Here is a 1,617-nt window from a genome sequence, read left to right as displayed (position 1 = left end):
GGATGGAGTAAAGATTTAAATTTGTATGTGGTTTTGAAGGTACATGAGAAAAGTAAGGGAGCTGTAGACCATAAGGGTTTGCAGTTTTTTTATTTTGTAATAGGAAAGACCGCCTACGGCGCTCTCTTGAATAAAGAAATGCCCGCATGAAAGCGGGCATGGCAAACAGATGATTCTGGAGTTAGAAGAGATAAAACCCTTCTTCACCGAAATCATCATCAAGATCATCCTCATTTAAGAAATAATCCATATCCAGAAGTGCATCTTCGCTCATAGAGCGAATGTCCTGAGATGTCATACCTTCTGGGGGATTTTCTATATATTTTTTGCGCAGTGTCTCGATATCAATGGTCATTGCTTCGTCCTCCTTTAAGAGGATTATAACATAAAAATGAGAAGTCATGCAGAAGAACGCTTTCCGCGAGATTTGGACATTGCTTTCTCGTACATTTCTTCAAGGGAGACACGCTTGTGGTTGTAATAAAGTTCAAGGACTTGCATGGTGTGCTTACAGCAAGGGCATTCCAAAGGATCGTATCCAAATGAGGAAAGGATGGAGAGACGCCATTGATTATAGTTACGAAAGAAAGGCTGTTTTTCTTTTGAAATTGCCCGATGAAGCTGTTTGTCTATTTTGCGATGACGAGCATAAATGCCGCCATATCGAATCATTTTGAAATGTTTTTCAGGGATATGTCGGATTAAACGTTTGATGAAATCAATTGCGGGAATTGTTTCGACCACATATTTATCATCTTCATGCCGATTATAGTGAAAAGTAACATTGTTGCCATCATAGTTATCAATTCTGGAAGTAGCAATGACAGGGCGACCGAGATAGCGACCGATATATTTAATTACGGCATTCGGGTTGCATTTGTTTGGTTTTGCATAGACATAGAAACCTTCTTTGTGATCTTTATAGCAAGCAGCTTTTATTCTTTTGAAAGAGGAACCGATTTTGTGCTCCAATTCATTTAGCAAAGCAGTGCGAAAAGCATTGCGGAGATAAGTGTAATTAAAGTGAGAGATGTTCCGCCAGAAGCCATGGTCACTGTATCCACCTTCGGAAATGAGACAATGGATATGAGGATTCCATTTGAGATCACGACCGAAAGTATGTAAAACCATAATAAATCCAGGGGTAAAGTTCTGAGATTTGTTTAGTTTGAAGAACATACGGGAAACAACACTGGAAGTGGCATGGAAGAGACAATCAAGAAGAGAACGGTCTTCCAGGAAAAAGTGGCGGAGATGCTCATCAATTGTGAAAACACAATGCCGGTGGGAAACATTTACCAGCTTAAAGGACATAGAGGTAGTGCGTTCCATAGAATACTTATTGCCGCAAGTAGGACAGAAGCGGCTGTGGCAGCGGAAAGGAACAAACTTCAGGTGATCGCAATGAGGGCAAATGTACATGGCGCCGCCAAAAGAGGGATCCCCGCAATGGAGCATCTTGTCAATATTTTCCATCTCAGATTTTCTGGGATGAAGAGTATATTTAATTTCTTCATAATAATCGGTAAAAATTCTTTGTAAGACATTCATAAGAATATTATGCAGGAAAAGTGAGGAAAAAGAAACCCCACCCCTCAAGATGAGGGCACTGAAAAA

At 40.2% G+C, this 1,617-nt stretch carries 2 protein-coding genes; both read right to left on the bottom strand.

Going from position 1 to position 1,617, the window contains the following annotated elements; all coding sequences use genetic code 11:
- Positions 1–181: 181 nt before the first annotated feature.
- Complete coding sequence (locus ACYQ5K_RS17295) at positions 182–355, bottom strand: hypothetical protein (RefSeq protein ID WP_459778135.1); 174 nt, start codon at positions 353–355, stop codon at positions 182–184.
- 44 nt (positions 356–399) lie between these two features.
- Positions 400–1,551, bottom strand: coding sequence for an IS91 family transposase (locus ACYQ5K_RS17290; RefSeq protein WP_459778137.1), 1,152 nt, complete (start codon positions 1,549–1,551; stop codon positions 400–402).
- Between the last annotated feature and the right edge of the window lie 66 nt (positions 1,552–1,617).

Source organism: Allocoprococcus similis (assembly GCF_054660775.1).
The sequence above is the reverse complement of the archived record's forward strand: the minus strand, read 5'-3'. Positions and strand labels throughout refer to the sequence as shown.

Bases quoted from the DNA above. Each gene is read 5' to 3' on its own strand.
- ACYQ5K_RS17295 (WP_459778135.1), bottom strand. From the start codon at position 355: ATGACCATTGATATCGAGACACTGCGCAAAAAATATATAGAAAATCCC.
- ACYQ5K_RS17290 (WP_459778137.1), bottom strand. From the start codon at position 1,551: ATGAATGTCTTACAAAGAATTTTTACCGATTATTATGAAGAAATTAAA.